General features: G+C 48.0%; 21 protein-coding genes, 5 tRNA genes and 3 rRNA genes. 11 read left to right on the plus strand and 18 right to left on the minus strand.

What is annotated here, in order from left to right:
- Positions 1-86: 86 nt before the first annotated feature.
- The 8 genes from VEJY3_RS15590 to VEJY3_RS15625 form a co-directional block, all read right to left on the minus strand.
- Positions 87-163: transfer RNA gene (locus VEJY3_RS15590), tRNA-Asp, on the minus strand.
- Positions 164-206: 43 nt separating this feature from the next.
- Positions 207-323: ribosomal RNA gene (rrf, locus tag VEJY3_RS15595) — 5S ribosomal RNA — on the minus strand.
- Positions 324-415: 92 nt separating this feature from the next.
- A 23S ribosomal RNA gene (locus tag VEJY3_RS15600) occupies positions 416-3306 on the minus strand.
- 279 nt (positions 3307-3585) lie between these two features.
- Positions 3586-3661 (minus strand) — tRNA-Val (locus tag VEJY3_RS15605).
- A 13-nt stretch (positions 3662-3674) separates the two neighbouring features.
- Positions 3675-3750 (minus strand) — tRNA-Ala (locus tag VEJY3_RS15610).
- Positions 3751-3764: 14 nt separating this feature from the next.
- Positions 3765-3840 (minus strand) — tRNA-Lys (locus VEJY3_RS15615).
- 2 nt (positions 3841-3842) lie between these two features.
- Positions 3843-3918, minus strand: a tRNA-Glu gene (locus VEJY3_RS15620).
- A 91-nt stretch (positions 3919-4009) separates the two neighbouring features.
- A 16S ribosomal RNA gene (locus tag VEJY3_RS15625) occupies positions 4010-5562 on the minus strand.
- The 16S, 23S and 5S rRNA genes sit together here with 5 tRNA genes alongside, the layout of an rRNA operon.
- A 493-nt stretch (positions 5563-6055) precedes the next feature.
- On the opposite strand from VEJY3_RS15625, the gene VEJY3_RS15630 reads away from it, so the two are divergent.
- On the plus strand, positions 6056-6604 hold the full coding sequence (locus VEJY3_RS15630) for a gamma carbonic anhydrase family protein (protein WP_014233376.1): 549 nt from the start codon (positions 6056-6058) through the stop codon (positions 6602-6604).
- A 16-nt stretch (positions 6605-6620) separates the two neighbouring features.
- Here the strand turns inward: VEJY3_RS15630 and VEJY3_RS15635 are convergent, their stop codons facing one another.
- The 4 genes from VEJY3_RS15635 to VEJY3_RS15650 form a co-directional block, all read right to left on the minus strand.
- Positions 6621-6884 carry a DUF1488 domain-containing protein gene (locus VEJY3_RS15635; RefSeq protein ID WP_014233377.1) on the minus strand — a complete coding sequence of 88 codons (264 nt, stop codon included), beginning with the start codon at positions 6882-6884 and terminating at the stop codon, positions 6621-6623.
- A gap of 3 nt (positions 6885-6887) precedes the next feature.
- Positions 6888-7721, minus strand: coding sequence for a shikimate dehydrogenase (gene aroE, locus VEJY3_RS15640; protein ID WP_014233378.1), 834 nt, complete (start codon positions 7719-7721; stop codon positions 6888-6890).
- 102 nt (positions 7722-7823) lie between these two features.
- Positions 7824-8741 (minus strand): oxygen-dependent coproporphyrinogen oxidase, encoded by a 918-nt coding sequence (gene hemF / locus VEJY3_RS15645; protein ID WP_014233379.1) that lies wholly within the window; start codon positions 8739-8741, stop codon positions 7824-7826.
- Between the two features lie 48 nt (positions 8742-8789).
- Positions 8790-9347 (minus strand): L-threonylcarbamoyladenylate synthase, encoded by a 558-nt coding sequence (locus VEJY3_RS15650; RefSeq protein WP_014233380.1) that lies wholly within the window; start codon positions 9345-9347, stop codon positions 8790-8792.
- Positions 9348-9552: 205 nt separating this feature from the next.
- Here VEJY3_RS15650 and purE point away from each other — a divergent pair, with 205 nt between their 5' ends.
- Positions 9553-10038, plus strand: a complete 486-nt coding sequence (purE, locus tag VEJY3_RS15655) for a 5-(carboxyamino)imidazole ribonucleotide mutase (RefSeq protein ID WP_005394016.1) — start codon at positions 9553-9555, stop codon at positions 10036-10038.
- Between the two features lie 4 nt (positions 10039-10042).
- Positions 10043-11176: a 5-(carboxyamino)imidazole ribonucleotide synthase gene (locus tag VEJY3_RS15660; protein WP_014233381.1), complete on the plus strand. Its 1134-nt coding sequence runs from the start codon at positions 10043-10045 to the stop codon at positions 11174-11176.
- A gap of 60 nt (positions 11177-11236) precedes the next feature.
- Here the strand turns inward: VEJY3_RS15660 and VEJY3_RS15665 are convergent, their stop codons facing one another.
- From VEJY3_RS15665 to VEJY3_RS15680, 4 genes are all read right to left on the minus strand, one after another.
- Positions 11237-11806 (minus strand): type I DNA topoisomerase, encoded by a 570-nt coding sequence (locus VEJY3_RS15665; RefSeq protein WP_014233382.1) that lies wholly within the window; start codon positions 11804-11806, stop codon positions 11237-11239.
- Between the two features lie 82 nt (positions 11807-11888).
- Entirely contained in the window at positions 11889-12368 is a 480-nt protein-coding gene (locus VEJY3_RS15670; protein ID WP_031779194.1) for a DUF494 family protein, read from the minus strand.
- A gap of 2 nt (positions 12369-12370) precedes the next feature.
- Positions 12371-13480: a DNA-processing protein DprA gene (gene dprA / locus VEJY3_RS15675; protein WP_014233384.1), complete on the minus strand. Its 1110-nt coding sequence runs from the start codon at positions 13478-13480 to the stop codon at positions 12371-12373.
- Positions 13464-14558 (minus strand): LysM peptidoglycan-binding domain-containing protein, encoded by a 1095-nt coding sequence (locus VEJY3_RS15680; RefSeq protein WP_014233385.1) that lies wholly within the window; start codon positions 14556-14558, stop codon positions 13464-13466. Before VEJY3_RS15680 ends, dprA begins: the two co-directional genes overlap by 17 nt.
- A 138-nt stretch (positions 14559-14696) precedes the next feature.
- Between VEJY3_RS15680 and def the strand changes: the two genes are divergently transcribed.
- The 6 genes from def to VEJY3_RS15710 all read left to right on the plus strand — a co-directional run bounded on the left by def (position 14697) and on the right by VEJY3_RS15710 (position 21077).
- Positions 14697-15215 (plus strand): peptide deformylase, encoded by a 519-nt coding sequence (def, locus tag VEJY3_RS15685; protein ID WP_014233386.1) that lies wholly within the window; start codon positions 14697-14699, stop codon positions 15213-15215.
- 34 nt (positions 15216-15249) lie between these two features.
- A complete protein-coding gene (gene fmt, locus VEJY3_RS15690; RefSeq protein ID WP_014233387.1) occupies positions 15250-16197 on the plus strand; it encodes a methionyl-tRNA formyltransferase in 948 nt (315 codons plus the stop codon).
- Between the two features lie 82 nt (positions 16198-16279).
- Positions 16280-17563 carry a 16S rRNA (cytosine(967)-C(5))-methyltransferase RsmB gene (gene rsmB / locus VEJY3_RS15695; RefSeq protein WP_014233388.1) on the plus strand — a complete coding sequence of 428 codons (1284 nt, stop codon included), beginning with the start codon at positions 16280-16282 and terminating at the stop codon, positions 17561-17563.
- A gap of 63 nt (positions 17564-17626) precedes the next feature.
- Complete coding sequence (gene trkA, locus VEJY3_RS15700) at positions 17627-19003, plus strand: Trk system potassium transporter TrkA (protein WP_014233389.1); 1377 nt, start codon at positions 17627-17629, stop codon at positions 19001-19003.
- Positions 19004-19012: 9 nt separating this feature from the next.
- A complete protein-coding gene (locus tag VEJY3_RS15705; protein WP_014233390.1) occupies positions 19013-20458 on the plus strand; it encodes a TrkH family potassium uptake protein in 1446 nt (481 codons plus the stop codon).
- Between the two features lie 25 nt (positions 20459-20483).
- Positions 20484-21077, plus strand: a complete 594-nt coding sequence (locus VEJY3_RS15710; protein WP_014233391.1) for a DUF3157 family protein — start codon at positions 20484-20486, stop codon at positions 21075-21077.
- Between the two features lie 33 nt (positions 21078-21110).
- Here VEJY3_RS15710 and VEJY3_RS15715 read toward each other — a convergent pair whose 3' ends face one another.
- A complete protein-coding gene (locus VEJY3_RS15715) occupies positions 21111-21764 on the minus strand; it encodes a hemolysin III family protein (RefSeq protein WP_014233392.1) in 654 nt (217 codons plus the stop codon).
- A gap of 65 nt (positions 21765-21829) precedes the next feature.
- Positions 21830-22642 (minus strand): sporulation protein, encoded by an 813-nt coding sequence (locus VEJY3_RS15720; RefSeq protein ID WP_014233393.1) that lies wholly within the window; start codon positions 22640-22642, stop codon positions 21830-21832.
- 297 nt (positions 22643-22939) lie between these two features.
- Here VEJY3_RS15720 and VEJY3_RS25855 point away from each other — a divergent pair, with 297 nt between their 5' ends.
- Both VEJY3_RS25855 and VEJY3_RS15725 read left to right on the plus strand, forming a co-directional pair.
- Entirely contained in the window at positions 22940-23107 is a 168-nt protein-coding gene (locus VEJY3_RS25855) for a hypothetical protein (protein ID WP_014233394.1), read from the plus strand.
- 110 nt (positions 23108-23217) lie between these two features.
- Entirely contained in the window at positions 23218-23484 is a 267-nt protein-coding gene (locus VEJY3_RS15725) for a YihD family protein (protein ID WP_014233395.1), read from the plus strand.
- The last annotated feature ends 229 nt before the right edge of the window (positions 23485-23713 follow it).

A 23713-nucleotide genomic window follows, 5' to 3' on the forward strand; every position in this document is an offset into this window, starting at 1 on the left:
TGCTCTGCCAATTGGAGCTGCACCTTTAAAAATTTTGTATCTTTTAAATTCGACAAAACCTCGCATAAGCGAGGCTTCTGAATAAGTGGCGGAGTGGACGGGACTCGAACCCGCGACCCCCGGCGTGACAGGCCGGTATTCTAACCAACTGAACTACCACTCCGCAGTGGTATCATCCGCTTTAAAGCGAACGTCCAAAATTTAAAGCCTGGCGATGTCCTACTCTCACATGGGGAAACCCCACACTACCATCGGCGCTATTTCGTTTCACTTCTGAGTTCGGAATGGAAGTCAGGTGGGTCCAAAACGCTATGGTCGCCAAGCAAATTCTTTAATTCGGAAAGCTGTTTTTAATTCTCGTTTTTACACATTCAATGTTCTTACATTGAGTCCATCAAAACCCCTTGGGTGTTGTATGGTTAAGCCTCACGGGCAATTAGTACAGGTTAGCTCAACGCCTCACAACGCTTACACACCCTGCCTATCAACGTCGTAGTCTACGACAACCCTTTAGGATACTTAAAGTATCAGGGAGAACTCATCTCAAGGCTCGCTTCCCGCTTAGATGCTTTCAGCGGTTATCGATCCCGAACTTAGCTACCGGGCAATGCGTCTGGCGACACAACCCGAACACCAGAGGTTCGTCCACTCCGGTCCTCTCGTACTAGGAGCAGCCCCTTTCAATTCTCCAACGCCCACGGCAGATAGGGACCGAACTGTCTCACGACGTTCTAAACCCAGCTCGCGTACCACTTTAAATGGCGAACAGCCATACCCTTGGGACCGACTTCAGCCCCAGGATGTGATGAGCCGACATCGAGGTGCCAAACACCGCCGTCGATATGAACTCTTGGGCGGTATCAGCCTGTTATCCCCGGAGTACCTTTTATCCGTTGAGCGATGGCCCTTCCATTCAGAACCACCGGATCACTATGACCTGCTTTCGCACCTGCTCGAATTGTCATTCTCGCAGTCAAGCGGGCTTATGCCATTGCACTAACCTCACGATGTCCAACCGTGATTAGCCCACCTTCGTGCTCCTCCGTTACGCTTTGGGAGGAGACCGCCCCAGTCAAACTACCCACCAGGCACTGTCCGCAACCCCGATAAGGGGTCAACGTTAGAACATCAACACTACAAGGGTGGTATTTCAAGGACGGCTCCACAGATACTGGCGTACCTGTTTCAAAGCCTCCCACCTATCCTACACATGTAGGGTCAATGTTCAGTGCCAAGCTGTAGTAAAGGTTCACGGGGTCTTTCCGTCTAGCCGCGGGTACACTGCATCTTCACAGCGATTTCAATTTCACTGAGTCTCGGGTGGAGACAGCGTGGCCATCATTACGCCATTCGTGCAGGTCGGAACTTACCCGACAAGGAATTTCGCTACCTTAGGACCGTTATAGTTACGGCCGCCGTTTACCGGGGCTTCGATCAAGAGCTTCGACCGAAGTCTAACCCCATCAATTAACCTTCCGGCACCGGGCAGGCGTCACACCGTATACGTCATCTTACGATTTTGCACAGTGCTGTGTTTTTAATAAACAGTTGCAGCCACCTGGTATCTGCGACTCTCAATAGCTCCATCCGCAAGGGACTTCACCGTCGAGAGCGTACCTTCTCCCGAAGTTACGGTACCATTTTGCCTAGTTCCTTCACCCGAGTTCTCTCAAGCGCCTTGGTATTCTCTACCCGACCACCTGTGTCGGTTTGGGGTACGATTCCTTACAATCTGAAGCTTAGAGGCTTTTCCTGGAAGCATGGCATCAATGACTTCACTACCGTAGTAGCTCGACGTCGTGTCTCAGCCTTAAAGAGAGCCGGATTTACCTAACTCTCAAGCCTACGCACTTGAACCTGGACAACCGTCGCCAGGCCCACCTAGCCTTCTCCGTCCCCCCATCGCAATTGTAAGAAGTACGGGAATATTAACCCGTTTCCCATCGACTACGCCTTTCGGCCTCGCCTTAGGGGTCGACTTACCCTGCCCCGATTAACGTTGGACAGGAACCCTTGGTCTTCCGGCGAGGAGGTTTTTCACCCCCTTTATCGTTACTCATGTCAGCATTCGCACTTCTGATACGTCCAGCATGCGTTACCACACACCTTCAACCGCTTACAGAACGCTCCCCTACCCAATGCACAAAAGTGCATTGCCGCAGCTTCGGTTTACTACTTAGCCCCGTTACATCTTCCGCGCAGGCCGACTCGACCAGTGAGCTATTACGCTTTCTTTAAATGATGGCTGCTTCTAAGCCAACATCCTGGCTGTCTGAGCCTTCCCACATCGTTTCCCACTTAGTAGTAATTTGGGACCTTAGCTGGCGGTCTGGGTTGTTTCCCTCTCCACGACGGACGTTAGCACCCGCCGTGTGTCTCCCGGATAGTACTTACTGGTATTCGGAGTTTGCAAAGGGTTGGTAAGTCGGGATGACCCCCTAGCCTTAACAGTGCTCTACCCCCAGTAGTATTCGTCCGAGGCGCTACCTAAATAGCTTTCGGGGAGAACCAGCTATCTCCAGGTTTGATTGGCCTTTCACCCCTAGCCACAAGTCATCCGCTAATTTTTCAACATTAGTCGGTTCGGTCCTCCAGTTGATGTTACTCAACCTTCAACCTGCCCATGGCTAGATCACCTGGTTTCGGGTCTATATCCAGAGACTGAACGCCCAGTTAAGACTCGGTTTCCCTACGGCTCCCCTAGATGGTTAACCTTGCCACTGAATATAAGTCGCTGACCCATTATACAAAAGGTACGCAGTCACAGGACAAAGCCTGCTCCTACTGCTTGTACGTACACGGTTTCAGGTTCTATTTCACTCCCCTCACAGGGGTTCTTTTCGCCTTTCCCTCACGGTACTGGTTCACTATCGGTCAGTCAGTAGTATTTAGCCTTGGAGGATGGTCCCCCCATATTCAGACAGGATATCACGTGTCCCGCCCTACTCGATTTCACTGAATATGCGTCGTCAGTTACGGGGCTATCACCCTGTATCGCCAAGCTTTCCAGCTTGTTCACCTAACGCTTATAAAGCTTAAGGGCTAGTCCAATTTCGCTCGCCGCTACTTTCGGAATCTCGGTTGATTTCTTTTCCTCGGGGTACTTAGATGTTTCAGTTCCCCCGGTTCGCCTCCTGTTGCTATGTATTCACAACAGGATACTTACTTATGTAAGTGGGTTTCCCCATTCGGAAATCCCAGACTCAAGTGGCTTTTACTGCCTAATCTGGGCTTATCGCAAGTTAATACGTCCTTCATCGCCTCTGACTGCCAAGGCATCCACCGTGTACGCTTAGTCACTTAACCATACAACCCGAAGGAGTTTCGAATTGATGTTAAACAACCAAAGTTGCTGTCTCATTATTTGAATGAGCGAGACAGCTTTCGATTTTGCCGGACTCAAATTCCAAGAACACTTGAATGTGTTTTTAGTTGTATTCAAATACATGAATACTTTGAGAACTTTACAAATAATCTTAAAGATTATTTTGTCAGCTTTCCAAATTGTTAAAGAGCTAGATTCATTAAAGAACCATTTTTAAGAACACTTAAGACTTTCTGTTTCAAAAGAAATGCGCTTAAAGATGGTGGGCGATACCGGGCTCGAACCAGTGACCCCCTGCTTGTAAGGCAGGTGCTCTCCCAACTGAGCTAATCGCCCATTGAATCAAGAATGGTGGAGCTAAGCAGGATCGAACTGCTGACCTCCTGCGTGCAAGGCAGGCGCTCTCCCAGCTGAGCTATAGCCCCATATCTTGAGATAATGGTGGGTCGTGCAGGATTCGAACCTGCGACCAATTGATTAAAAGTCAACTGCTCTACCAACTGAGCTAACGACCCAATGGTATCCCGTAGGGGAGTCGAACCCCTGTTACCGCCGTGAAAGGGCGGTGTCCTAGGCCTCTAGACGAACGGGACACTAAGTTGAACATCTTGGGGGATGTTCTATCTCTTAAACTTCATAAACCGTATCAATCTGTGTGGACACTCATCGTGAGTAATCATCGTATAAGGAGGTGATCCAGCGCCAGGTTCCCCTAGCGCTACCTTGTTACGACTTCACCCCAGTCATGAACCACAAAGTGGTAAGCGTCCCCCCGAAGGTTAAACTACCTACTTCTTTTGCAGCCCACTCCCATGGTGTGACGGGCGGTGTGTACAAGGCCCGGGAACGTATTCACCGTGGCATTCTGATCCACGATTACTAGCGATTCCGACTTCATGGAGTCGAGTTGCAGACTCCAATCCGGACTACGACGCACTTTTTGGGATTCGCTCACTTTCGCAAGTTGGCCGCCCTCTGTATGCGCCATTGTAGCACGTGTGTAGCCCTACTCGTAAGGGCCATGATGACTTGACGTCGTCCCCACCTTCCTCCGGTTTATCACCGGCAGTCTCCCTGGAGTTCCCGACATTACTCGCTGGCAAACAAGGATAAGGGTTGCGCTCGTTGCGGGACTTAACCCAACATTTCACAACACGAGCTGACGACAGCCATGCAGCACCTGTCTCAGAGTTCCCGAAGGCACCAATCCATCTCTGGAAAGTTCTCTGGATGTCAAGAGTAGGTAAGGTTCTTCGCGTTGCATCGAATTAAACCACATGCTCCACCGCTTGTGCGGGCCCCCGTCAATTCATTTGAGTTTTAATCTTGCGACCGTACTCCCCAGGCGGTCTACTTAACGCGTTAGCTCCGAAAGCCACGGCTCAAGGCCACAACCTCCAAGTAGACATCGTTTACGGCGTGGACTACCAGGGTATCTAATCCTGTTTGCTCCCCACGCTTTCGCATCTGAGTGTCAGTATCTGTCCAGGGGGCCGCCTTCGCCACCGGTATTCCTTCAGATCTCTACGCATTTCACCGCTACACCTGAAATTCTACCCCCCTCTACAGTACTCTAGTCTGCCAGTTTCAAATGCTATTCCGAGGTTGAGCCCCGGGCTTTCACATCTGACTTAACAAACCACCTGCATGCGCTTTACGCCCAGTAATTCCGATTAACGCTCGCACCCTCCGTATTACCGCGGCTGCTGGCACGGAGTTAGCCGGTGCTTCTTCTGTCGCTAACGTCAAATCTATACGCTATTAACGCATAAACCTTCCTCACGACTGAAAGTGCTTTACAACCCGAAGGCCTTCTTCACACACGCGGCATGGCTGCATCAGGCTTGCGCCCATTGTGCAATATTCCCCACTGCTGCCTCCCGTAGGAGTCTGGACCGTGTCTCAGTTCCAGTGTGGCTGATCATCCTCTCAGACCAGCTAGGGATCGTCGCCTTGGTGAGCCCTTACCTCACCAACTAGCTAATCCCACCTAGGCATATCCTGACGCGAGAGGCCCGAAGGTCCCCCTCTTTGGCCCGTAGGCATCATGCGGTATTAGCCATCGTTTCCAATGGTTATCCCCCACATCAGGGCAATTTCCTAGGCATTACTCACCCGTCCGCCGCTCGACGCCGTTAACGTCCCCCGAAGGTTCAGTTAACTCGTTTCCGCTCGACTTGCATGTGTTAGGCCTGCCGCCAGCGTTCAATCTGAGCCATGATCAAACTCTTCAATTTAAGATTTTGTTCGGCTCAATGAATACTGAACATTACATAAAGTAATGTTTGAATTGACTGTGCTGAATCCGAAGATTCAATGGTCACTTCGTATCATTGAAACCTAATTTGAAACCGAAGTTTCTAATTGGATTATCATCAACGAGTGCCCACACAGATTGATAGGTCTATATTGTTAAAGAGCTTTCCTATTGAGCTTCGCTCAAATCGGACGGCCATTTTAGCGAGTTAAAGTTTAGTGTCAATCACTTTTTTCAAACTTTTTTCAAGCGTTTCCGCTTGGCTAATTTGGCTTGCTAACCCTGGCTCGTTTCTTTCGAAGCGTTGCCGTGTCAGCGAGGTGGCATTATAGAGATTGCGATCACATTGGCAAGCCCTTTTTGAGGTTTTTTTTGATTTATTTGTCGTTTGGGTGTTTTTTATTCTAAAAGGCGAGTTTTTACTACTCTTCTACCCCTATATACCCTTTAATCGCCCATAATAAGGAGAAAAGATGAGTTCAATAAGAAGTTATAAAGGTATAAAGCCTCAGCTTGGTGAGCGAGTTTACGTCGATTCAACATCTGTTTTAGTCGGAGACATCGTTATTGGGGACGATTCTAGCGTTTGGCCGTTGGTTGCTGCGCGTGGTGACGTTAATCATATCCACATCGGCGAACGAACAAATATCCAAGATGGCAGTGTATTACACGTGACACACAAGAATCAGGAAAACCCAAACGGCTATCCATTAATTATTGGTAATGATGTCACTGTCGGTCACAAAGTCATGCTGCATGGTTGTGAGATTCACGATCGCGTATTAGTAGGTATGGGAGCAATCGTTCTTGATGGTGCAGTTATACAATCTGAAGTGATGATTGGCGCTGGCAGTTTAGTTCCGCCAGGGAAAGTATTAGAAAGTGGTTACCTCTATGTTGGTAGCCCGGTAAAACAAGCACGCCCACTGTCAGAAAAAGAGCGCGCTTTTTTACAAAAGTCTTCAGATAACTACGTCCAGAATAAGAACGACTACATTAATGAAGTCGAAATCATTGGTTAGTCATCCGATAACCTAGTTAATCAATTACAATGTGGCCTTCTTCATTGAAGGCTTCATCTTCTATGAGCTCTTCGGCCATTTCTTCCAGTTCAAAGCGTAAGGCTAAAAATGCTTCTACAGCTTTTTGCTCATCTTCAATATCCAAGCCAATCATTTTTGAGAGTTGTTGTTTCGTGACGTAGCATTCAATCAGTGCGCCCGATTGCTGCGCAGGAAAATGGATTGATTGTGATGCTTCATCCCAGGACTGGATGTCTGGGAATAAAATGGATTGATTCATCGATTATTGACCTTCAAGATTTTTTCTAAGCTCACGTAAAATCTGTTTAGCGCCAGGACGCAAACCACGCCAGAGCATAAAACTTTCTGACGCTTGACCGACCAACATTCCTAAACCGTCATAAGCTTGAGCTGCACCATGTTCTTTAGCCCATTGGTTAAACTTGGTATCACCACCGCCATACATCATGTCATAGCTTGTGCTGTTGGGAGCAAAGATAGCTGACGATATTTCAGGAAGTTCTCCACTCAGCGAAGCTGACGTTGAGTTAATAATGACGTCGTATTCTTGAGTAATACTATTCATCTCTTTCGCAGACACTGGCCCGTAATCTGAAAACAGCGCTGCCAATTCTTTAGCTTTAGAAAATGTACGGTTGGTTACCGTCAATGAAGCAGGTCTTTGCTCAAGTAACGGCAGAATTACTCCTCGAGAAGCGCCACCAGCTCCGATGATTAGGATACGAGCGCCTTCTAAAACAACTTGATGCTGCAGTAGGTCTTGCACCAGACCAGCACCGTCGGTGTTGTCACCGATGATTTCACCATCATCAAGCTTTTTGAGTGTATTCACAGCTCCGGCAAGTTGGGCACGCTCTGTCAAACGCGTGGCAAACTGATACGCCTGTTCTTTAAAAGGCAAAGTGACATTACATCCTTTACCACCTTCAGCAAAAAACACGTTCACGGCTTCAATAAACCCGTCGACAGGGGCACATTCGGCTGTGTAAGTCAGCGATTGATTCGTTTGGCGAGCAAAGAGTGTGTGAATAAATGGCGACTTACTGTGCCCAATGGGATTACCAAACACCGCATAGCGATCAACTTGCTGAGTCATTTCCTTACCTTTATTCCTTACCTTAATATAGAGAAAAACAGGGCCATCTGATTAAAGATGACCCTATCACTATCTTTCTATATAGAAAAGGAGATTCAGCGCTTACCAGTCACGTGGTTTTAGGTATCGCTCGTAAAGCTCGGCTTCAGGCGTCCCAGCTTCAGGCTGATAACTGTATTCCCAGCGTGCTAGTGGCGGCATGGACATAAGAATCGACTCCGTACGTCCACCACTTTGCAAACCAAACAAAGTGCCACGGTCATACACCAAGTTAAACTCAACATAACGGCCACGACGATACAACTGAAACTCTCGCTCTCGCTCGCCAAACTCAATATCTTTACGTCGTGCAACGATTGGCAGATAAGCCTGACAGAAGCCTTCACCCACCGCTTTGATGTAATCGAAACATTTGTCGAACTCCCAATGGTTCAAATCATCAAAGAACAAACCACCGACACCACGAGTTTCGTTTCGATGTGGAAGGAAGAAATACTTATCGCACCAAGCTTTGTGATCCGAATAGACTTCATCACCGAACGGGGCACAGATTGCCTTCGCGGTATCGTGCCATGACTGGCAGTCTTCTTCGAAAGGATAGAACGGCGTTAAGTCGAAGCCACCACCGAACCACCAAATCGGATCTTCTCCGTCTTTTTCTGCGATAAAGAAGCGCACATTGGCATGTGACGTCGGCACATACGGGTTTTTAGGGTGAATAACCAAAGACACTCCCATCGCTTCAAAACGGCGCCCCGCTAATTCAGGACGATGCGCTGTTGCTGACGCTGGCATTTCTTTGCCTTCTACATGAGAGAAGTTCACTCCACCTTGCTCAAACACGTTGCCATCACGCAGAACACGTGAACGGCCACCACCACCAAGACGCTCTCCCGGTTCACGATGCCACGCATCTTCGACAAAGACGGCCTTTCCATCTTCTTGTTCTAACTGCTGACAAATGGAATCCTGAAGCGACATCAGGAACTGCTTTACGGCATGCTTATCGATTGCTGACATACGTTATTACCTATTATCTGGTACCTATTTGAAGGCTGGTAGGCAGGGTTAGCCCTGTCTTAATATTTGCGAGGTTTTGGCGTCACGAATTTCACTTGGCTTATCACGCCCGCTGGTTTCACCACGAAGAATTGCCACCAGCTTATCACCCAACTGCTGCTCAACTTCTTCCGTCGTCATACACGGCGGCAAGCCTGAAAGATTCGCGCTGGTAGAGGTTAACGGCTTTCCGAATGCATTACACATCTTTTGCACCAAAGGATGATCAGTCACACGAACTGCAATTGAATCAAACTGTCCTGAAACCCAATTAGAGACTTTATCGCTCGCAGGCATGATCCAAGTGTAAGGACCAGGCCAGGTGGCATGAACTTTATCTAACTGCGCTTGCGTCAGCTGAGACTCGTCAATGTAAGGTAATAGCTGATCGTAGCTGGCAGCAATGAGGATGAGCCCCTTTTCTACCGGGCGCTGTTTTAGTTCCAGCAGCTTTTGGATTGCCTCTGGATTATCAGGATCACACCCGACGCCAAAAACACCTTCTGTTGGATAGGCAATCACTTCGCCTTGCTGTAGTGCATTGAGCACCTGTTCAAAGTTATCCACCGATTACTTCCTGATTATCTGACTGTATTATTTTCTCTATACCTAAGTGTACAAAGATTCATTCTCAGAGACTAAAGCAATTTTTTTATAAAATGTATCAATAGCATTTACAAAGGCGCGCAAACGTTTGCTTGAGATAAAAATCCCCGTATAATGCGCACAAATTTATCAGCTCACCTAATTTTGCAGCTTGAAGGAGTTTGAGATGAAAGTCGGTATCATCATGGGTTCTAAATCAGATTGGCCAACCATGAAACTAGCAGCGGACATGCTGGATCAATTTGGCGTGTCTTACGAAACAAAAGTGGTGTCAGCTCACCGTACTCCTCAACTATTGGCTGATTACGCAAGCAGTGCGAAAGAGCGCGGCATCAAAGTAATCATCGCAGGTGCGGGCGGCGCAGCTCACCTACCAGGTATGGCGGCGGCATTCACGAGCTTGCCAGTACTTGGCGTTCCGGTTCAGTCACGTGCTCTAAAAGGAATGGACTCTCTGCTGTCTATCGTACAAATGCCTAAAGGTATTGCGGTCGGCACGTTAGCGATTGGCGAAGCAGGTGCGGCAAACGCCGGTATCCTGGCAGCACAAATTCTGGGTACGCATGATGAAAGTATCATGGCGAAGGTAGAAGCATTCCGCAACGAACAGACAGAAACGGTTCTGGCTAACCCAAACCCAGCTGAGGACTAATCGGATGCACGTACTGGTTCTAGGAGCTGGTCAGTTGGCTCGTATGATGTCTCTGGCTGGTGCACCACTGAATATTCAAATCTCTGCTTACGATGTGGGTAGCGGCAATATCGTTCACCCTCTTACTCAACATGTGCTTGGTCATGGTCTGGAAAATGCCATTGAGCAAGTCGATGTGATCACAGCAGAATTCGAACATATCCCTCACGATGTGCTCGACATCTGTGAAGAGAGTGGAAAGTTCCTTCCGAGTACAGAAGCGATCAAGGCAGGCGGTGACCGTCGTCTTGAAAAAGCTCTACTCGACAACGCTGGCGTGCGTAATGCGAAATACTACGTGATTGAAACACGTGAAGATTTTGACCGCGCGATTGAACACGTGGGTATGCCGATGGTACTGAAAAGTGCATTAGGCGGTTACGATGGTAAAGGCCAATGGCGCTTGAAAGAAGCTTCTCAGGTAGACGCTATCTGGACGGAAATGGCCGAGTGCATCGCAGCAACACCAACCCAAGCTATAGTGGCTGAAGAGTTTGTTCCATTTAACTGTGAAGTATCTTTAGTTGGTGCTCGCGGTAAAGATGGCAGCATTGAAGTTTATCCACTGGCAGAGAACGTGCACACTGATGGTGTACTGAGCCTTTCTACCGCCATTGATGAACCAGAACTTCAAACCCAAGCCAAGCAGATGTTTACTGCGGTTGCAGAAAGTCTCGGTTATGTTGGCGTATTAGCCCTAGAGTTTTTCGATGTTGATGGCACTTTACTGGTGAATGAGATCGCGCCACGCGTTCACAACTCAGGTCACTGGACACAGCAAGGTGCAGAAACCTGTCAGTTTGAAAACCATTTGCGCGCGGTTTGTGGTTTGCCACTAGGCAGCACAAAACTGGTTCGCGAAACATCGATGGTTAATATTCTCGGTGAAGATACTTTGCCAGAAGCCGTATTAGCGATGGATGGTTGCCATATTCATTGGTATGGCAAAGAAAAACGAGCAGGACGCAAGATGGGCCACATTAATGTGTGTGGAGACTACCCTGGCGAACTTCATCGCAGACTATGTGCGTTAGGCAAAGTACTGGATGCAGAGGCTTTCCCTGCCGTGCATGATTTTGCCAAGCAGTCTCAAGCTTAGAATCCAGCTAAAAACAACAAAGGGTCGCATCATGCGACCCTTTTTAATTGGTAGTTTCGTTTACTTAGCTTGCGTATGCTGACACTTGCGGTTAGCGCACTGTAACTTCACCCCGCTGGCGAGCTTCTTCTCAACCAGCAATGAAAAACCGCATGCTTCGCAACGGCCTTTGACCGGTGGCAGGTTCACGGCAAACTTACATTTCGGGTAGTTATCACAGGCGTAAAATGTTTTGCCGAATCGGGTCTTACGCTCAACTAAATGACCTTTACCACATTCAGGACAAGCATGCTGTTCTTGTGACTGCTTTTCCGGCTCTGGCTGGTTAATAGACTCAATATGATGACAAGCCGGGTAACTGCTGCACCCGACAAACATGCCATAACGACCCTGGCGCAACACCAACTCATTGCCACAGTCAGGGCAAGGTACGCCCAATTCTTTGACGATGTGACCATCGTTACTGTGCAGTGCTTTGATGTAATCACAACCTGGGTACTGGCTACAGCCAAGGAATGGACCGTGCTTACCGTGCTTGAGCGTCAAGTCTGACCCACACTTAGGACACGGCTCATGTTCGAGAGCATGTTCATGGGCAGAGAAAAGGCTGTTGTCGATTTTACTACTCATACTTACCGTTTAATTGAAAGACACACCAAATACACAAGCTCGCGTTCACATCCAACGGAACACGAACTTGTTGGGATTAGGCTTAATGAAGGATCCCTTGTTCTTTGGTGTACAACAGCTCTTCCATCAGCGTATAAGCGTTCTCATTACCCGGTACATTAAACAGCACCATCAGAATGATCCATTTGAGATCTTCAAGCTCAAATTCGTTTGTTTCCAGCCCCATCACCCGATCAATCACCATTTCACGAGTTTCTGTTGTTAGGACATTAATTTGCTCGAGGAATAACAAAAAGCCTCGGCATTCTAGATCCAAACGCTGCATCTCTTTCGCAGTGTAGATACGAGTCGATGACGATGCGATACAAGCCGATATAGCAGAAGATGTATCACTTTGCTGCAGCGCGGCAAGCTCTTCTAACCAGACAAGGGCCTTGTAGATATCTTTTTGCTGGAAGCCTGCACGAAGCAACTCATCTTCCAACTCGTCTTGTTCGACCTGTAACTCTGCATCGCTATGGATGTAGGTTTCGAATAGATACATCAGTATATCCATCATCATAGCTAGCCCCTCCCCTTTCGAATATAGCCACCTGAAACTGCAACAACGTGCCCTGAGAGCTCAAGCTCTAAGAGCTGCATCATGACTTCCTGGACAGGTATATTGGTCCTGCTTGCAAGAATATCAACTGGTGTAGCCTCATTTCCTACGTTAGCTAACAGCTGAGGAAATGGCAATTCTTCTTCATCAATTAAGGTAGAAAATAAATCTCTGCTCTGATTAACAGACCAATCAAGTAATGACTGTATTTCATCGAGTACATCTTTTGTCTTTTCTACGAGGCAAGCACCATTGCGAATCAAATGATTTCCGCCACTGGCATTTTTCGCATTAATAGAAGCAGGCAGAGCAAACACTTCTCGTCCTTGCTCAAGCGCATAACGCGCCGTAATTAAAGAACCGCTTTTCTCTGCCGCTTCGACAACAAACACCCCCAGAGATAACCCACTGATGATTCGGTTGCGACGTGGAAAGTGTTCCGGCCTTGGTTTCGCATTGGGGCGAAATTCTGAAATCAGTGCACCGCTCTCCGCGACGCGCTGCGCCAACCCACGGTGCCGGGCTGGGTAAATATGAGCTAAGCCAGAACCAAGAACCGCGATCGTCTTTCCTCCCGCTTGCAACGCTCCGTCATGCGCATGACCATCAATGCCCAAAGCTAATCCACTGGTTACAATGAGATCATTACTAACGAAATCTGCAGCAAAGTGTCGAGCGTACTGCAATCCGTCAACACTCGCGTTACGGCTTCCCACCATAGCAATCTGAGGCTGAGATAAACACGTAGGATCGCCTTGCAAAAACAACAGGGGCGGCGGTGCAACAATCTGTTTAAGTAGCGGAGGGTAAAGCGAATCATCTAAAGTCAGAATATGGTGGTTCGAAGCGATCTCTTTCCAATTGAGGCAAGCTTCAACTTCTTTATCGGCTGACGTCCAAGCCTGAAGTTGCTTCTGACTTAGTCCAAGGCGCTGCAGGTATTCATGAGAGGAGTTGATGATGTTTCGAGGCGTGTCTTTAGCAAGTAACTTATTCAGCTTGACCCCGCCTATGCCTGGCAAGCAACTTAGCTTTAGCCAGGCAACAAGGTCATTCTCATTGAGTGGTTTCATCTGTGACAGGCACTTCAGCAAGAGGCGAAACCACCGTTACCTCATTACTAATTGGTTTAGTACTGTTAGTGATCAAAGCCAAGCTGAAGTATTCATAAGGACGGATTACCAGCAACTCACCTACCTTACTTTGTGGCAGAATGATTGGTTTATCGAACAACCCCACCTCTTTTTGGAAGCCATCGCCATCTTTAGCAACCGGATGAGCGTCTTCTTTGAGGTCAAAAACACTGCCTTGTTTCAGCTTATCCGCCGTCCCTTTATCAATAACAACAACCTGATTGGTTGAACTGAAGCGAATACCTTCGATATTTCCCAGGAGCTTCGCAGTGCTACCCTGCGGCGAAGGAAGGGGATAGAACGTCGTGGAAAACTCGCCACTCTCTACCATTTGATTTGGTAAGGCGATGTCATTACGGAGAATTTCTTGCAACTGAGCGGTGATTTTTAATCCAGAAAACGCTTCAGATGCATCCACCAACTCCCCTTTTGCGATCAAGCGCAATGCGGTGATTTCCTTTGAAACGTCTTCACGAGAGAAAGTCTCGACCGGGCGGTAAATCGCCCATTCCGTCGCGGTCTGCTCACCGCTGATGTACAACACATCTTCTGCGGTCAAATACCGACTGCCTTTGGAACTGCCCATCACTTTGACTGCATTGTCGAGCGTCTCCTTATCCACCAGTCGGTCAGAACTGAGATAAGGCATCACCAGACCTTCCGCAACCGTCGGCACAGCCTTCTTTTCGGTAATTCGAGCCTGTGGACTCAGTTTTTTAACGGGCTTTAAGCTCAGGACTGGCTGACCGTTAATCCACACCAGTGACAACTTATCGCCGGGATAAATCAAATGTGGATTATCTATCTCTGGGTTAATTTGCCACAAGCGGGGCCACAACCACGGACTTTCTAGGTACATCGCCGAAATGTCCCATAGAGTATCGCCTTTCACTACCACATAGGTTTGTGGGGCATCCGCTTTGACTGCGAGCGGTTTAGAGTCAGCATTTGCTGCTGCAGTGAAGGAGAATAGTAACGGCAACATAATGCTGGAAACATTGCGAAAAATGCGATTCATGCCCCTCATCCTTGGTCTATTAAGCAGTAGTTGGTATGGAAATTAATGCAAGGATGCTGTCATTTAGGTCATAAAATGTCTAGAATTGAGCCAACAAGGTTTGTGCTGTTTCGGCACAGTTCAATATTTCGAGTGAATATGTCTGTATTACAAGTATTAACATTTCCAGATGATCGCCTACGCACAGTAGCTAAGCCTGTGGAAGAGGTGACACCTGAAATTCAAAAAATCGTCGATGATATGATTGAAACCATGTACGACGAAGAAGGTATTGGCCTTGCTGCAACGCAGGTTGATATTCATAAGCGTATCGTAGTGATTGATATTTCAGAAACTCGTGATGAGCCAATGGTGCTTATCAACCCTGAGATTCTGGAAAAGCGCGGCGAAGATGGCATCGAAGAAGGCTGTCTATCGGTACCGGGTGCTCGCGCCCTTGTGCCTCGCGCGGCTGAGGTTACCGTTAAAGCATTGGATCGCGACGGCAAAGAATTTACCTTTGACGCTGACGACCTGCTAGCGATTTGTGTTCAACACGAACTGGATCACCTACAAGGTAAATTGTTTGTTGATTATCTATCGCCTCTGAAGCGTAAGCGCATTCAGGAAAAGCTGGCGAAGATCAAACGCTACAACGAAAAGCAGCTAAACGCTTAATCGCGACCCATACCAATTAAGAAGGAAGTCTACCTTGAGTCAGTCTTTACGTATTGTCTTTGCAGGTACTCCGGATTTCGCCGCCCGTCACTTGGCGGCGTTGTTGTCTTCGGAGCACGAAGTAATTGCAGTGTATACTCAACCAGACCGCCCTGCGGGTCGCGGTAAAAAGCTTACTGCAAGCCCGGTTAAAAACATTGCACTAGAACACGACATCCCTGTTTATCAGCCAGAAAACTTCAAATCAGATGAAGCGAAACAAGCACTGGCTGATCTGAACGCCGATATCATGGTTGTTGTGGCTTATGGCCTTCTGCTACCACAAGCAGTATTAGACACGCCTAAGCTCGGTTGTATTAACGTACACGGTTCTATCCTGCCTCGCTGGCGTGGTGCGGCACCAATCCAACGTTCTATTTGGGCAGGTGATGCAGAAACTGGCGTAACCATCATGCAGATGGATATTGGTCTGGATACAGGTGATATGCTGAAAATCGCGACACTGCCAATCGAAGCGACGGATACCAGCGCATCTATGTACGAAAAGCTTGCCGACCTTGGCCCGCAAGCGCTGATTGATTGCTTGGCAGATATCGCTGCAAATAAAGCAGTGCCAGTTAAGCAAGATGATGAACTCGCAAACTACGCGAAAAAGCTCAGCAAAGAAGAAGCTCGCATCAACTGGAGCGACGACGCAGCACACATCGAGCGTTGCGTTCGTGCATTCAATCCTTGGCCTATGAGCCATTTTGAAGCGGCTGAAAACAGCATCAAGGTTTGGCAAAGCCGAGTGGCTGAGCAAACCAGCGATAAGCCAGCAGGCACGATTGTGCAAGCAGACAAAACAGGTATCTATGTAGCGACAGGCAATGGCGTATTAGTTCTGGAGCAACTACAGGTTCCTGGTAAAAAAGCCATGCCAGTTCAAGACATTCTGAACTCGCGTGCATCTTGGTTTGAAGTTGGCACCCAGCTGATTTAAGCCATACTAGGGTGAGTTATTCCCCTAATAATACGAACTTTTAGAGGGCAGAGATGCCCTCCTTTACTTTAAGGTACTCATCATGAATGTTCGCGCTGCGGCTGCCAACGTCCTGTATCTTGTCGTCGACAAGGGCCATTCTCTTTCTAGCGCTCTACCAGCGGCTCAACAAACCATCCGACCTCGTGATCACGCGCTTTTGCAAGAGATCTGTTACGGAGCACTTCGCTACTTACCTCGCCTTGAAACCATTTCAAGCCAGCTAATGGATAAGCCTCTGAAAGGTAAACAGCGTGTTTTCCATCACTTAATCCTGGTTGGTATTTATCAGCTGAGCTTTATGCGTATTCCTGCGCATGCAGCCGTTGGCGAAACCGTTGAAGGCACTAAAGATTTGAAAGGCCCTCGCCTGCGTGGTCTGATTAATGCGGTATTACGTAATTACCAACGCAATCAGGAAGAACTTGACGAGATTGCCGTTAGCCACAACGCTGGCAAGTATGGTCACCCAAGTTGGCTACTTAAGCTGCTGCAAGACGCTTACCCAGAGCAGTGGGAAAGCATTGTAGAAGCCAACAATCAGAAAGCGCCAATGTGGCTGAGAGTTAACCACCAACACCATACTCGTGATGAATATCTGGCACTACTCAAAAATGAAAACATTGAGGCCACGCCGCACACAGAGGCAATGGACGCGCTAAAATTGGCTGCACCATGCGATGTGACCAAGTTGCCTGGGTTTGAGAAAGGCTGGGTATCGGTACAAGATGCTGCCGCTCAACTTTCAATTAACTACCTAGAGCCAAAAGATGGTGAGTTGATTCTGGATTGCTGCGCAGCACCAGGTGGCAAAACCGCACATATTCTTGAGCGTACATCCGGCAGTGAAGTGGTCGCGATTGACTGTGACGACACTCGCCTGAAACGCGTACATGAAAACCTGAAGCGTCTCAATCTTCAGGCAAAAGTGGTTTGCGGCGATGCACGTAATCCTCAAGAATGGTGGCAAGGTGAGCAATTTGACCGCATCTTGCTGGATGCACCCTGTTCTGCGACGGGCGTGATTCGTCGTCACCCTGATATCAAATGGTTGCGCCGAGCCGACGACATTGCGGCATTAGCAGAGCTGCAAAGCGAAATTTTCGATGCGATGTGGACACAGCTAAAACCAGGCGGCACAATGGTTTATGCAACTTGTTCAATCACTCCACAAGAAAACGTAGAGCAAGTGAAAGCATTCTTAGCTCGCACCGCTGATGCGAAATTGCTGGATTCTGACCCTGAGCACCCTGGTCGTCAAATTCTACCAGGTGAAGAAGACATGGATGGATTCTACTACGCTGTGCTGACGAAAACACACGCGTAACAGCAGGCTAAATAGGGCGATTGGAGTCATTCAATCGCCTTTTTCAGATAACGAGAAAAGAGTATGAAGATCATTATTCTTGGTGCTGGTCAGGTTGGCGGCACACTGGCAGAAAACCTGGTTGGTGAGAACAACGATATCACCATCGTCGATAACAATTCTGACCGACTGCGTGAACTACAGGACAAATATGACCTGCGTGTGGTCAATGGCCACGCAAGCCATCCGGATGTACTCCACGAAGCTGGCGCGCAAGATGCCGACATGCTGGTTGCAGTCACCAACACTGACGAAACCAATATGGCAGCATGTCAGGTAGCCTTCACTCTGTTTAACACGCCTAACCGTGTTGCACGTATCCGTTCGCCTGAGTATCTGGCAGAAAAAGAAGCCCTATTTAAGTCTGGTGCGATCCCCGTCGACCACCTAATTGCACCAGAAGAGCTGGTAACCAGCTATATCGAACGTCTGATCCAATATCCTGGCGCACTACAGGTAGTCAGCTTCGCTGAGCAGAAAGTCAGTCTGGTTGCTGTAAAAGCCTACTATGGCGGCCCATTGGTGGGTAACGCACTCTCTGCGCTACGAGAGCACATGCCTCATATCGATACCCGAGTAGCGGCAATCTTCCGTCAAGGTCGTCCGATTCGTCCGCAAGGCACGACTATCATTGAAGCTGATGATGAAGTGTTCTTTGTCGCGGCAAGTAATCATATTCGTTCTGTAATGAGTGAGCTACAGCGTCTAGAGAAGCCTTACCGCCGTATTATGATTGTTGGTGGTGGTAACATCGGTGCAAGCTTAGCCAAACGCTTAGAGCAGACCTACAGCGTGAAATTAATCGAACGTAACTACCAACGCGCTGAACAGCTGTCTGAGCAGCTCGGCAACACCATCGTCTTCTGTGGGGATGCTGCCGATCAAGAGCTGCTGACCGAAGAAAACATCGACCAGGTCGACGTGTTCATTGCGCTGACCAACGAAGATGAAACCAACATCATGTCCGCGATGCTGGCAAAACGCATGGGTGCCAAAAAGGTAATGGTACTGATTCAGCGTGGTGCCTATGTCGATCTTGTACAAGGTGGTGTGATTGATGTAGCCATTTCACCTCAGCAAGCGACCATTTCCGCATTGCTGACCCACGTTCGCCGTGCCGATATTGTTAACGTATCTTCGCTACGCCGCGGTGCAGCGGAAGCGATCGAAGCCGTTGCCCACGGTGATGAAACCACATCGAAAGTTGTCGGTCGCGCCATTGGTGATATTAAACTTCCACCAGGAACCACCATCGGTGCCATTGTTCGTGGCGAAGAAGTACTTATCGCTCACGACCGCACTATCATCGAACAAGATGACCATGTTGTGATGTTCCTGGTCGACAAAAAGTACGTACCAGACGTCGAAGCTCTGTTCCAGCCGAGCCCATTTTTCCTCTAGGACTCTCTTATGGTCAACTTACGTCCCGTACTGTTTGTTATCGGGCTGGTTTTATCGAAACTGGCCCTTTTCATGTACGTGCCTACTTTGGTCGCTTTCTTCACTGGTACGGGCGGGTTTCTCGACTTTGCCCAAGCCGTCTTGATTACGCACCTGGCTGCGTTTATCTGCCTGAGTATCGGCCGAACGGCTAAATTCAAACTCAGTGTGCGCGACATGTTCCTCATTACCAGCTTGGTCTGGACCATCGCCAGTGCTTTCGCAGCGTTGCCGTTTGTTTTCATTAACCACATCAGTTTTACCGATGCCTATTTCGAAACCATGTCGGGCATCACCACTACTGGTTCAACGGTTCTAAGCGGCTTGGATGATATGGCACCGAGCATCTTATTGTGGCGTTCTATTCTGCAGTGGCTTGGTGGTGTGGGCTTTATCGTGATGGCGGTAGCGGTACTACCAATGCTTAACGTCGGTGGTATGAAGCTGTTCCAAACGGAATCTTCTGACTGGTCTGATAAAAGTAGCCCAAGAGCCAAGACCGTGGCGAAAAACATCGTGCTGGTTTATCTAATCTTAACCGGAATGTGTATCGGCGGTTACATACTGACAGGTATGACGGTATTTGAAGCAATAAACCATGCTTTCACCACCCTGTCGACGGGTGGTTACTCGACCTCTGATGGCTCAATGAATCACTTCTCAAATGGAGCGCACTGGGTAGCAACAACCTTTATGTTCTTGGGCGGATTGCCTTTCTTGCTATTCGTGGCGGCACTGAGAAAACGTCGCATTGATATATTGCTTAAAGACGCCCAAGTTCGTGGCTTTGCTTATCTGTTCCTCTTCTCAAGCCTAGTGATTGCCAGTTGGCTGGTGATTCGTGATGGTTACACCATGGTCGATGCACTGCGTGTCTCAATGTTTAACATCGTGTCCGTCGTGACGACCACCGGATTTGGCCTGGAAGACTTCACAGCATGGGGAGCATTACCAACCACACTATTCGCCTTCTTGATGATTGCAGGTGCTTGCTCAGGTTCAACATCTGGTGGGATCAAAATATTCCGTTTTCAGGTTGCCATGACCCTGCTGAACAAGCAGATGCTGAAACTGGTTCACCCTTCCGGTGTGTTCGTCCAGCGTTATAACCAACGCCCTGTGAATGACGACATTGTGCGCTCTGTAGTTGCATTTGTTTTGATGTTCTTTATCACCATCATCTTTATCGCTGGTTGTCTGAGTGCACTCGGTTTAGACCCAATAACCAGCATATCTGGCTCAATTACGGCAGTCGCCAACGTAGGCCCGGGCATGGGCTCTGTGATTGGCCCGACAGGTAACTTTGCACCATTACCAGACTCCGCAAAATGGCTATTAAGTTTTGGCATGTTAATGGGCCGTCTGGAAATTCTGACTATTCTTGTATTGTTCTTTCCAGCCTTCTGGCGTCGTTAACGGCAATGAAATAAAAGGTACAACAATGAAAACTTGGATTACTTTGGCTACTTTGCTGGCCACATCATCGGTCTATGCTGCCGAGGTAGTAACGTTAGCTGATGGAAGAAACGTAAAGTTAAATGATGATTTTACTTGGGAATATGTGGTTGAGAACTCGGCACCTAAAGCTACTGCTGCTTCAGCAACCAAAGCGGTCACCGCAGCGACTGAATCTGTGGCTGTTCCAGTAATAGCGACTATTCCTGTCGTCTCGAAAACCGTGGGCACGACGGTTACCGTCAATGCAAAAAAACCAACTATGCAGCTATCTGATTCAGGTGTGGATATATTGATTGGCTCCGCAAGTTACGAAGGCGGCGAACTGGTTTTTCCTACTTCGGTCACTAATCAAAGCTCGCAGTCAGTAATTCAGATTGAAGTCGAAGTTCAGGTGTTCGATATGTCTGGAGAGGCGTTGGCGAAAGAAAAGGTCACTGTTTGGCAGTCAATCAAGCGTATGGCAGATACCTATCTTCGCCCACAACAAGCTGAGCAAGGTAAAACCATCAAACTGGCAGTGCCGCAATCGCAGCAATACCAGTTTTCGGCAAAAGTGGTCGAAGTACAAACGCGCTAATACGCCTACGTTGTCGAGCTGATTTAGCCAAGCTTAGATCGGCTCGACAAAATAGTAGATAGCGAAGAAGTGGCACACGCACCCCGCCAGAACAAAGCCGTGCCAAATCGCATGATTAAATGGAATGCGCTTAGCCACGTAGAAAATAACACCAAGAGAATAGATCAAGCCACCTGCGGCTAGCAGCGTCAGACCTCCGATATCCAGGGAGATCGCCAACTCATAGATAACAATCAGCGATAACCAGCCCATCACCAGATAGCTCGTCAGTGACAGATGCTTAAAGCGATGAATAAACGCGACCTTCATGATGATACCAAGCAAGGCAATACTCCAAATCACGATCATCAAACCAATCGCGAGAGGCGTACGTAAGCTCACCAATAAAAACGGCGTGTAGCTACCCGCTATCAATAAGTAGATCGCGCAATGGTCAAACGTTTTCAGCCAGCGTTTGGCTTTCGGGTGCGGAATGGCATGGTAGAGTGTTGATGCGAGAAACAGCACAATAATACTTGAGCCATAGATCGCCATACTGGTTATGGTCAGGGTATCAGCTTGCTGATCCAATGCTCTTACTAGCAGCAGAATCAGCCCTACAATACCTAGAACCATCCCGAGGCCATGGGTGAGAGAATTGGCAAATTCTTCACTCTGACTGTATTCAGGTTTCTGTGATGATGACATCGAAGCACCTATACTAGAGCGTGTGATTTCACTCTAGTATGGCACATTAGGCGTACACGTGTAAGCTAAAATTCAGAGTCATGAGCGGCCGTAGTTTGGTCGAGATAATTTAGCACCATCTCTCCCACCTCTTCAGGGCTGGTCGTCACTGGAATCGTCAATTCTCGGTTGAGCTTACCGCTTCCGAGCAAGCTCGCCAGCATCCCTCCAGCACCGCTGCGCGTTCGGTCAACTTCAAACCATAGTTTCAACTCGTCCTCGCTGCGATGGGCAACAAATTCCAACTCACGCCATACACCATGGTACGGCCCATCAGTTGGCACCATTTCAAATTCCTGAACAAATGGCAGATCGAAGCCATTCACTTCTTCACACTCCACTTGGCGAATACGTAATCCTTGCGCTTCAAATGCCGACAAAATGGCGTCCATAAGCGGATCAGGTCGAATGGTGAGCGTGTCTTTATCGGTTGGATCAAGTGAGGCGGCAACGTCCAACCCTGTTTCAAGCCATACTTTCGCATCGCCAATCGTGACTGGGGTATTCCAGGGAACATCGAGCTTCACATCAAAGGTACGCTCTTCTGCGGAATGAATGGTGAACGAGTAAGGGAGGCTCCATTCAGCCAAGACATGAGTCTGTGGCACTCGACGCATGTTATGCCCTTCTCGAGAGCCTCGGTCATCAGGTGCCTCAGCAATATAGCGACAACAGAGCTTCATATCGATGTTATCGATCTTTTGTTCTGTCGCTCCACCATAAACATGGATAGAAACATCCACACTCTGACCCGGGTATATCACATCCTGATTGAGGATCGAATCTACCTTAGCACTGCCGATACCAAAACTCGCAAGTGTCTTCTTTAAAAATGACATATGCACCTCCTTTGTAGAGATCTCATACTACTACTGCTGATCAGGGGATCAAAACAAATTTTTGCACTCATTTTCGGTTTAAAATGACAAAATCGAAAGAATTCAATTGCTCAAGTATCGACCAATTATAACAAGAGTGCTAACCTATTATTTGATATGCATGCATATCGTTATTCCTGACTCACTAACTGGATTGGCGCGAGCCAAAAGAGCGAAGCTTTAAGCAGTTTGAGACTAGCTCGTAGTGCTTCAGGGCATTAGAACGGCAATGGATATGCCTGACAGTTAGGTAACTAAATGCGCCCAACAACAGTCAGGTTCGCACACACCAATAGTAGTGCAATGCGTCGCCGCAGTGGCTTTGCTGCTGCACCAAAGGCACACCAAGTTGCGCCTGCTAAAACATTGGTTGAGAAAAAAGCGGTAACGTCGAAAGCTCCGTCCAAAGTTATCAAAGCAGCTTAATAAAAAGCGCGGCATCAGCTGCGCTTTTTCTTTTCCTCTCACGCCTATTTGTATCCTCTCTACAATTTGATACCTTAAACAAAATACCTATAAAATTTGTGGAGAAAGAAATGAAGTGTCATCGTATCGAAGAACTACTTCAGCTGTTAGAGCCAGAGTGGCAAAAAGACCAAGACATGAACCTGCTACAGTTCATCATCAAGCTGTCTGAAGAAGCTGGTTATGAGGGCAAACTGGAAGACCTCACCGACGATGTTCTGATCTACCATTTGAAAATGCGTAACAGCAGTAAAGATGAAATGATCCCAGGTTTGAAAAAAGACCAGGAAGACGATTTCAAAACGGCTCTGTTGCGTGCACGCGGCATCATCAAATAAACCACCCACCGGCAAAATTCCAAGCGACTCAATTGAGTCGCTTTTTTACAACCGAACGTAAGAGATAATAGGACGTTAAAACTGTTCAGCCAATTATCAGGTTAACTGTGCTGACTTTTGTTGTTAAACATTGACTACGTTAAAGAAAAGGAAATGTTATTGGTTGTATAATCACCGTTTATCAGCATTAACTAAAATAGTTAACGAATAGCAATGTCATAGAGCGACA

Source organism: Vibrio sp. EJY3 (genome assembly GCF_000241385.1).
Lineage (GTDB): Bacteria > Pseudomonadota > Gammaproteobacteria > Enterobacterales > Vibrionaceae > Vibrio > Vibrio natriegens.